This is a genomic window from candidate division KSB1 bacterium, assembly GCA_022562085.1.
Classification (GTDB): Bacteria; Zhuqueibacterota; Zhuqueibacteria; order Oceanimicrobiales; family Oceanimicrobiaceae; genus Oceanimicrobium.
The window spans coordinates 1-9,769 of the sequence record JADFPY010000157.1 but is presented as its reverse complement, the minus strand read 5'-3'; the positions used below and the strand labels follow the sequence as shown (position 1 = coordinate 9,769).

The 9,769-nt window shown below is 45.1% G+C and carries 9 protein-coding genes; all 9 read right to left on the bottom strand.

The features are described from left to right. Positions 1-373 (bottom strand): pyrrolo-quinoline quinone (locus tag IH879_13380; GenBank protein MCH7675928.1); only part of this gene is annotated, 373 nt, incomplete at its 3' end. 550 nt (positions 374-923) lie between these two features. After that, positions 924-3,125: a PQQ-like beta-propeller repeat protein gene (locus IH879_13375; protein ID MCH7675927.1), complete on the bottom strand. Its 2,202-nt coding sequence runs from the start codon at positions 3,123-3,125 to the stop codon at positions 924-926. Positions 3,126-3,325: 200 nt separating this feature from the next. Continuing rightward, positions 3,326-3,781 (bottom strand): nuclear transport factor 2 family protein, encoded by a 456-nt coding sequence (locus IH879_13370; protein ID MCH7675926.1) that lies wholly within the window; start codon positions 3,779-3,781, stop codon positions 3,326-3,328. A gap of 25 nt (positions 3,782-3,806) precedes the next feature. Beyond that, the gene (locus tag IH879_13365) at positions 3,807-4,553 is read right to left on the bottom strand and encodes a hypothetical protein (protein MCH7675925.1); all 747 of its coding nucleotides are present in this window, start codon (positions 4,551-4,553) and stop codon (positions 3,807-3,809) included. A 15-nt stretch (positions 4,554-4,568) separates the two neighbouring features. Next, entirely contained in the window at positions 4,569-5,828 is a 1,260-nt protein-coding gene (locus tag IH879_13360) for a PQQ-binding-like beta-propeller repeat protein (GenBank protein ID MCH7675924.1), read from the bottom strand. Positions 5,829-5,876: 48 nt separating this feature from the next. Further along, positions 5,877-6,812, bottom strand: coding sequence for a PD40 domain-containing protein (locus IH879_13355; protein MCH7675923.1), 936 nt, complete (start codon positions 6,810-6,812; stop codon positions 5,877-5,879). A 41-nt stretch (positions 6,813-6,853) separates the two neighbouring features. Further along, positions 6,854-7,828, bottom strand: coding sequence for a DUF3500 domain-containing protein (locus IH879_13350; protein ID MCH7675922.1), 975 nt, complete (start codon positions 7,826-7,828; stop codon positions 6,854-6,856). 75 nt (positions 7,829-7,903) lie between these two features. After that, complete coding sequence (locus IH879_13345) at positions 7,904-9,295, bottom strand: glycosyltransferase family 4 protein (GenBank protein ID MCH7675921.1); 1,392 nt, start codon at positions 9,293-9,295, stop codon at positions 7,904-7,906. After that, the coding region (locus IH879_13340; protein ID MCH7675920.1) for a hypothetical protein at positions 9,296-9,769 on the bottom strand (474 nt) is incomplete at its 5' end. It lies immediately after the preceding gene.

Genomic DNA, 9,769 nt, shown 5'->3' with positions numbered 1-9,769 from the left:
GGCCGGAAGCCAGCTTTGAATGTGCCGCCTGCCAGAGAAATTTACCGTCGGATTCACGAAAGACCATGACCACACCACGATCGCCTTTAAGTTTTGGATTGCGTACGGCCTGATTGTTGGTGCCAACAAATATTTTACCGCCGATTATCACCGGATTGCCATAAGTCTGCGACCCCAACTGTGCAGTCCATTTGATGTTTTTTCCGGATTCCGGGTCCCACTCTGCGGGCAAACCGGTTTCGGTGGAAGCCATGTTACGTCCCGGTGAGCCGCCCCACATCGCGGTATCCACCATGGCGTAAAATCCAATGGTGGAGAGAATTCCAATTCCAACTAAAATTCGAATGAGCAACAAACCACGTTTTTTAACCATCCTTCGTTCCTCCTCCTCAATTATTTTGAGTTAAAATGTTTTGGACACTGAGAACCACAGCGCAGCGAAGCCGCAACAAAAAATTCTAAATTTAGCCACTGATTAACACCGATGTGCACGGATAAATGTAGTTAAAGTGTGAAAAACATTTAAAGATATTTTTAATTGCTCGGTTAATAGAAAATGAAAAATAATAAAAAAATAATATTCAAAACTTAGAGTCCATAAATCTGTGTCTTATCAGTGAGAATCCGTGGCAAAAAACTTTATTAAAAAAACACAATGCTGTCGGTTTGTAGTACAAAGAACTCAGAGATTTAATTTAATTTTCTAATGCTGTCAGCAGTCAGCTATCAGTTTCAAAAACTAAAAGCTGACTGCTGAAAGCTGATAGCTTGAAAGATGTTTTATAGAGGGTTCACATTACAGAAAGAGCATTTAATTGTTCCATGCCGGGCATTTCTGATTTCTCGTTTATTTAAACCTTTTTCTCTGTGAGTTCTGTGCTCCTCAGTGTTCTCTGTGTCCGTTTGAGCTGTTTTGCAGAAATCTAATTTTGGGTAACTTTCACGTTATCGAAAAAAATCGTCGTCTGCGCGTCACCATACAAACCGGGACTGCCATGTGTATTTGGATTGGGATCTTCCGCTGTGATCGTCCAATCGCTCGGTTCTTTTTCATCTCGTGGCCAGACTTTGCCTTTGATCACGGCTTTGCCGCTCTTGATTTCCACTTGCATTTTCATGGTGTACCAGATCTCAGGATTCCAGGTAAACGGAATTTCCACCTTCAATCTCTCAAGCTCAGCCGGCCAGGTGCGGATTTGCAGCCGCTTTTTCTTGGTCATGAAATCGAGGTAGTAACGGTGCGAAATCAACCCCATATCCGGGCTGCGGCGCTTGATTTTCGTTCCTTTTAAATCCGCCTGAATGGTGTAATTTTTCATTGAGGGTGGACCCAGAATGAGATTGTGCCGCTTCAACATTCGCTTTGATGGCGGCTTGGCAAGAACTTTGTTGCCGTTCATTTCTCTAACAAAGAATTTCCAGGTGCCAGGCCACAGCGGCGGATTTTTATCGACTTCAAAATTCTCGAAATCGAACTCCCACGGCAAATTATCTGCAACTGCCACCCGAGCCCGGGTTTCCAGGTCACCCAATTTAGCTACCACATAACCGGCTTGATTACCGGCTTTTTTGTCAGAGGTGAATTGGCCGTTTTTGTCAATATTACCTTGCAGCCCATTGAGGCTAAATTCAACATTTATTGCGCTAGTTCTGCGACCAAAGTCGTCAAAACCACGAACCCCAAACTGAACTTTGTCATTCACATTTACCCAAACTTCAGCCGGAACGATTTGTAAATGAGTGGGCTTATCCAAAGTCGGTGCGGCAAGTTCCGGAATCCTTACAAAACTGGGCGGCGTCACCTTAAACTCTGCTTTCTCGTCACCCAGACAAAAGAGCCCGACTTCACTGGTGAAATAAACCCGGCCATAGCCGATGGCGGGTGAGCCGTAAATTTCAGCAAATCTTTTGTCATCAACAGGCACCTGTTTGTGGTCGAGAAACTTCGCTCCGTTTTCACCCGGTTCGATAATATGAAAGCCGCCGTTCACTTCAGTCGCGAAGATTTTCCCATCCGCCCACACCGGCGAGCCTTTGCCGACTTTGCCGATGTTTAAGACCCATTTTTCTTCACCGGTCTTAGCGTCGAGGGCAAACATATTACCGGAATTGTTAACCAGATAAAGTCTGCCGCCATGAACAAGCGGTGAGGCATAACCTACTTCGAGACCGTCACGACGCCACTTTTCGTGGGTTTTGGTGACATCGCCTTTCCCGGTAGCGTCGATACAAACGACCCGACCCCATGTTGTGTTATCAAAGTTCTCAACATGGTGTGTTGCGTATACAAACCCGCCATCCACCACAACTGATGCCTGAATGGCTCCTTTACTCAATTGGAATTTCCAGACCTGCTCACCGGTACGGATTTTCATGGCGTAGACCCAGCCGGAACCACCGCCGACTATCAGCAATCTTTTACCGCCTATATTTGTCACCACCGGCACCGAGTAGTTGGTGTTTTTGTTAGGTTCATTAATTGTAGAGATCCAAACCAAATCGCCGGTGCGTTTGTCATAAGCGAAAAAACGGTGACGCATAATTAGCAAGTTGCCCCAGGTATTGTTGGCGCCATTGACGATCACCAAATCCTGGTCAATCACCGGGGTGCAGGTTCGGCCGCCATACCCGGCGAAGCGATTGTATTCTTCCACAAAGGAATGCTCCCAAAGCCGTTTGCCGTCTTTATCATAGCACACAAACATACCATCAACACCGAAGTAGTAGATGTTTCCGGTTTCAGGATCGCCTGCCAGACTCGACCAACCAACGCGTGAAAACGGTACCGTGGCGTGGAATACATTGTATTTATCCTCCCAGACGAGCTTACCGTCTTTGGCGTCATAACAGGCCACAACTCGCTGCATGTTCACGCCTTCGCCGGTGCGTCCCACGACGTAAACTCTGCCGTTCATCACAATCGGCGTTGAACGGCCGATAAAGTCCGCTTTCCAGATCAGATTTTTGCCATCCAGAGACCAGTTTGAAATCAGGCCGGTTTCATCTGAGACGCCGTTTTGGTAGGGGCCGCGCCAGCTCGGCCAGTCGGAAGACCAGCTTGTTTGTACGTTCAATCCTAAAAGAATTAAACATAAGCAAAAAACTACGAAAGTTCTCTTTTCCATCTTAAGTCCCTCTAGTTTTTTTCTTTTAAAATTAATTTTGGATGAATTGGTTTTCCACAAGTTCATTAAACACTTGGGTTATTTTGAATATTCCATTTTTTATTTCCTCCTTAAATAGGTTTAATTCTCTAATTTTAAAATCCGTCAATTTAATAAATTCCGAGGAAAAAACCTACACGAAATTTCATTTCTTTAATCTATCACTTAAAGCTAAATATCTTATTGACTATTAGCCACTTACCTGCAACCTTAAGCAGCGATATATAGTCTGTTGCTTGACCATCCGGGAAATTGGCCTGAATTTTAGCCATTGCCGCATTATCAAAGACATCAATTAGCAAAATTTTCCTGGCCACAACTGCATGCTCCTGAGGATCTGCCCACCCTGCCTCCATGTGCCTGAAAAAATCCTCGAGTCTGATTTCAACTAATTTACTATCTCGAACATAAAAAATCGTGGCAGTCCTGGCGAATGCTGATTTTAACTTTACGACATTTTTTTCGTTGGGGCCTTCAATATAATTCCGGAGTGTCTTCGTGATTGCCTGCTCATCCGAACTGCCAGCTGCCAAATAACCGAAAGAAATAAAACTCACAAAAAAAACAAGAGGCAATTTCGTTAACATCTTGCTTTTTCCTATTTTCTTAAACTTCACTTTCACTCTCCTGAAATATTCATCTTCACCTAATGACTTTTTTCTCTGAAACTGATTGAGCTTGAAATAATTCAATTTTGAGTTCAGGGTTGATTTCAACTTTTGTAATTTCATAACCGCGCACGTAATGCGGCTCAAAAACCCGCTCAATGTAATGCGGAATCATGATACCGTTAACTTTTTTATAATCCATGAAGAATAAATCGTGTCCAAATTCACGGTTGCGCCGTTTATATGTTGTGGCACGTTTCAATAACAGAAATGAAGACCGGTCAATATACCAATCTTCGAGGCGACCGTTGCTCAGTTTCAGGTGCAATTTGTAAACTGATTTCCCGTCAATGTTTTCAATACCGGAAAATTCGACTTTGTGGCCCTTAGCCTTATAACCGATCAGGGCACTTTCAAAATCGTCGTTAATATCCATAAAAATCTTACTTCGCGGGTCTTGAATTTCTCGCGCCGCCGCTTCATCTGTCATTTCCCAGGCGGTTTCTCCGTCAAAAATAGAGACTCTTTTTCCATTCTCGTTGGTAATTTCGACCCGAAACAAGTTCGGTCGTTTGCTTAAAATAGTCAGTGATTGTTCCAAGCCCCGGTAAAAATGTAATCCGGTCATTTTCATCGAGTGCACAGATTGAAGGCGCTGTCTGCCACCCAACGCATCGATATATTTGTCTATAATCTCGGCCTGCGTAAGATTGCCTTCTTGCGCGTTTGTTTCAATTGCAATTAAAAAAAATGCCAAAATCAAAATAAAATATTTGGACATACCGTGTCCTCAAGATTAAGACTTTTGATTTTTTAGGTTTAAACAAACTATTTCTTTTTGATTCCGCAGAAAGAGCATGCCATTGGCCAGTGTCGGCGGCGTCCAGGTTCTGCCTTTCAGTACTTGAACGCTGCTTTTTTCAACGTACTCATTCGGATTCGCCTCGACCCATAATAATTTCCCGCGCTCGCTCAGCACAATTAGATGGCCGTCTGCAACTATCAGCGAGCCTTTCCCCAGGCGACGTCGAGCCCAGGTTTGCTCGCCGGTTTCCGCTTTTATGCATTTGAAAGTGCCATTATCAAATCCATAGAGATAATCTCCAAGCAATACCGAAGTATGAAAATGGTTGCTCATCACTTTGCTTTTCCATACTTCGTCGATTGTGATCGACGGGCCATCACTTTTCATTTGCAGCAGGACAGCCCCGATACCGTAGGCAGCAGAAACGAAAATCTTATCAGGTGACACGAAAATCGGCACGGCTATTTTGATGATACTTCCGCCCCATGGATATTTCCAAAGAATATCGCCTGACGGTGAAACCGAGACCACATTCTGTGCGGTCACAAAAACGAATTGCCTTTTGTTATTGAAATCGATGGCGATCGGAGTTGAGTAGGCTTGAAAATCCGAATGGGTCGTCCAAATAACCTTGCCATTCTTCTTATTTAAGGCAACGATAGACCGGTCGCCGCCGCCCCCTGCCTGCACCATTAGTTTATCGCCTTCGATAAACGGCGACATGGAGAATCCCCACCAGTATTGCGGTTGCCTGAACTCGAATTCAGTCTTTAGGTTCAAACTCCACAAAAACTCGCCGTCATTGGCATGCACTGCAATCAAATTCCCCTCTGCACCGATGGCATAAACAGTTTCGCCATCTATGGTTGGGGTTGAGCGCGGCCCATCCCCATAAGAATTCTTGAAGAGTGGCCCGATTTTTTTACGCCACTGCTCTTTGCCGTTTGCTGGATCCAGACAGATAAGAAATTCTGATTCCTCATCGCTGCCCATCGTAAAGAGTCGTTCATCCGCAACCGTGATTCCTGAATAGCCGGCACCAATCGGAACGCGCCAGATTTCATTGGGGCCGCCGTCGGGCCACGTTTCCAGTAAACCGGTTTCCTGTGAAATTCCAGTTCCTTCTGGACCGCGGAATCGAGGCCAGTCAGCTGTTTCATTTTTTTTGGGTTGCTTTGCAGTGAGCTGGTGGGAAATAATCAGCAAAACAGCAAAAATCAAACATCCCTTGAAAATCCAATGTCTCTTCATCCTTGGTTCCTTTTTAGATTATGATTGTCCATACTTTATTGGTCGCACTTATCTCATTGTGTGTTTGATTACCGTTCGATCTTCTGCACCGTTGGTGAGCCGCACTGGATTTGCACCATCCGAATTCATCAGGTAGATTTCCTCACCTTCACCATCCCGGTTTGAATAAAACACGATTTTTCTTCCGTCTGGGGACCATGCCGGCCCGGCATCCCTGGCTGGATTATTTGTCAAGTTTCTCTGTGATGTCCCATCTGATTTCATAACATAGATTTCAAAGTTCCCATCTCTATTGCTGAAAAAAGCGATTTCTGAACCGTCCGGAGACCACCGCGGCCATCCTTCTTCAGCTTCAGTAGAGGTCAATTTTTTTGGATTCAAGCCGTCGGAGTTCATCACATAAATGTCGAGATTGCCATCTCTTTTTGAAACGAAAGTAATTTTGCTCCCATCTGGTGACCATGATGGTGCGGCATCAATAGTCGGGTTCTTGGTTAAGCGTTGTAAAGTCTCACCCTTGATGTCGACAGTATACAAATCGGCATCACGATGTGTTCCGGCGGCAAAGACAAGCTTCGTGTCATCAGGGGACCAGGCTGGCGGTGACATGAGGAGATCTCCCCGATTCGTAAGTTTTCTTAGTTCTCCATTCTGGGTATTCATGATATAAATGTCTTTTCCACTATCCCTATTGGAAACAAATGCCAGTTTGTCGCCATTGTGAGACCAGGAAACACCCATGTCGAGTGCGGCATTGTTTGTAAGATTTTTTTGGTGGCTGCCGTTTTTGTACATTAAATAAATCTCCGGCTTACCATCACGATTTGTCACAAAAGCAATCTTATGGCCATCTGATGCCCACGAAGGTTGGAGATTCCTTACAGTCTTGCTGGGACCTTTCTGCGCAAGCAACATCGAGTTCCCGATTACGATGGCCAGCACGGTTAGAATTAATAAGTATATTTTGAATGTGCTATTTTTCATTTCTAAACTCCCTGTTTTCATTAATCAAAAGGCCAATTAGATCAAGATAAAACATCAGATTTATGCCCGATATTAATCCAGGTGTGAACATGAGGCGATCCGCGAAAATACCAAACAAAAGCCGGACCTTCCAGTTTCCAGCGATCCCAGATGCCGTCCTTATCCGGTAAATCGCCATCCTGGTAAAAGCTAATGTACAGTTTGTCCAAACCACCATTTGCTTTTATGGCGGTCATGACTTCTTCAACATCTGAGTCTCGATATGGCTCTAAAAGCGACCGCAAGACCTTCTCTACCAGTTCTTTCTGATCACTAGAGAGTTCGCTAACAGGAATTCCCGTGAAGTGGCCTTTTGCCCCCTTAAGGCTAACTGCCGAGGCTCTGTCGTCGGGCGAACCGTGCTTTACCAAAGCAATTTTCTGTTGCTTGCCGTCAAGTGCATGGTAGACTTTGCTGGCCAATCGCGACTGATGCCACCAGACATTGCCGGGATGGTCCGGGCGCTCGTTAAATTCCACGGCATGACCATAAAACAGGGGCCCGCCGAAGACGGCGTTTTTCTCAGCGCCTCCGTCCGCCCGGATAGTTTGATGGCGGCCAGTCAGAACAAAAGAAAGCTTGTCTTCACCATCGCTAAACAGACAAGCTGAATAGTTCCCGAGTCCGCCGGCGTCATCCCGCATCGCGCGGGTGATTTTGTCGTAACCTTGCTCGCTGGTGACACCTTTCAAGATTGCTTCGATCATCTCTTGCTGGTCACCGGAATAAATCTGCCGGATTCGAGGCCGGACGACACGCCAGTTATTTTCGACGCGTAGTCTGCGCGAATTTGTCCAGGGTAAAAGTAGGGTCCCTCTCTGTTCGGAAGTCAAGCTACTATAAAGTCGTTTTACCATTTGTTCGGCAGCCTCTTCAGGGCCCCTGGCAAACGCAGGTCTGATTTGGGTGATTAAAGGAGCTGCCACAAGCCCGATTGTCGCTTTCGATGTTTTTTTCAAAAAGTCGCGCCGATTCATAGAGCATTCCTGTGAGATCGATTTTGTCTTTGGCATGCAACAAAAACCATAACAACCAAAAAATACAGGACTCGCTTATTGAACTTTGGTTGATTGCAATTCATGTAATTCACTAACACTAATTTGATCGTTTGGCTGGCTGCCAGCGCCATTTTGGGATACATCGCCAAGATATTTTTTATAAATCTCAAGCGTATCTCCGGCCATGGCCTCCGCAGTCATGGACTCAAAAACACGTCTTTGTCCATGCCGGGCGAGCTCTTTTCGAATTGAAGGGCTAATAATCAGGTGGTGTAAAGCTTGTGCCAAGTGTTCGGGAGAGTCAGGGGGCACGAGTTGTCCGCCACCGGTTGCTTTAATCAATTCCGGGAATGCTCCATGCTCGGGTTGCACCACGGGAACGCCGCATGCGAGCGCTTCAAGCACATAAAGCCCTTTCGGTTCTTTATAAGTCGTTGGCACGGAAAAAAGGTCCAGGCTCTGCAAGAAATGAATCTTTTCACGACGATCAAGGACACCCGCATATTCAAAATCTGTTTCCAAGCCATGATTTTTGAGCTTGGTTAATTGATCTTTCAAATATGGTTCGTGACTTCTGCCCAACCAACCTGCCGCTTTTAATCGTACGTTCTGCATACCCGGCATTTGGCGAAGACGAATGAAAGCGTCAACAAGAACGTGCAACCCTTTTTCAGGGGCTATTCTGGCAAAATAACCGATGGTTGGCGAGCCCGAATTAGATGCCATGCGCTTGGAATTTAAACCAGCCAGACTAATTCCCATTTGGACAGTATGAATTTTGTGTTTTGGTATGGTTAAGTAGTCAGACATAAAATCCTTATAATATTGGCTGAACACGATAAAACCATCCACCTGTTTCACAAGTTCTTGAATCCGCTTAATCGCCTGATTCTTGTAAGGTTCAATCATTTGCTCTAAAAAAAGGTCGTCCCCCTGCAATGTCACCAGCACGGGGATGTTAAGATGTTTTTTTATCAGGGGTAAACAGCCGGCGATCAAAATATTGGTTAAATTAATCAGGTCCGGCTTAACATGCTCTTTGAGCCACAAAAGCATATTGATGAATTCTTTGCGCTGTTTACCTGATTCGCCTTTCAACAAAGAAAGGACCATGGCGCCGGTCTCGTGTCCCGAAGTCGGTAAATTCGAGGAGGCGAGTATCTTAATCAACCGTGGGTTATTGAGCCAACGATCAAACGAGGCAGGCAGACGTCGAAAAAATCCAAACTTTTGCTGCAGGTAAAGGTTGAGTCCGCCCAACATGATTTTATTTTCGCTAACATCTTCTTCATCGGTGAGAATTGGGGTATAAGTGGGAAAAAGATGGATATTACATCCCATTTCCTGTAGCGCTGCAACCAGGGTGTTGTCGCGCATGCAACTGCCACAATACATGTTTGCGGCGCCCGCAGTTATATAACAGATTGTTGGTGCTATGTCCGGCATTTACATTTTCTCAGTTTGCGTAAGAGATAACTTTTTGAAACTTGACCTGGCAGCGGAATTAGACCTGTTTCGATATTTGTATGTGTAATACCACACCGCTACCAACGCAATTATCGTCAGTGCACTCAACAGGCGCAAAAGACCGCCCTCAAAAATAATGGTTCCATTAAAAACAATGAAAAACAGGAACAAATGAATGGACAGTGAAATTTTCTTAGACCTTCTGAAATATCCGGTACTACCGTTTAACCACCACCAGGCGGCATCCAAAACCCAAATCAGTGTAAATAAGTAAGTCATGTAAATGCCACTTCCGACTGCTTCCCCGACAACTTCCTTGGTTTGGCGCGCAGTTTCAAAAACAGCCGCCTGATGACTCCAATCATGGTAGAATTGAAAAGCGCTAACGACATGACCTAAATAAAATACGCACCCGACCGTCCACACCAATCTTGTCACAGATTGCAAATTAGG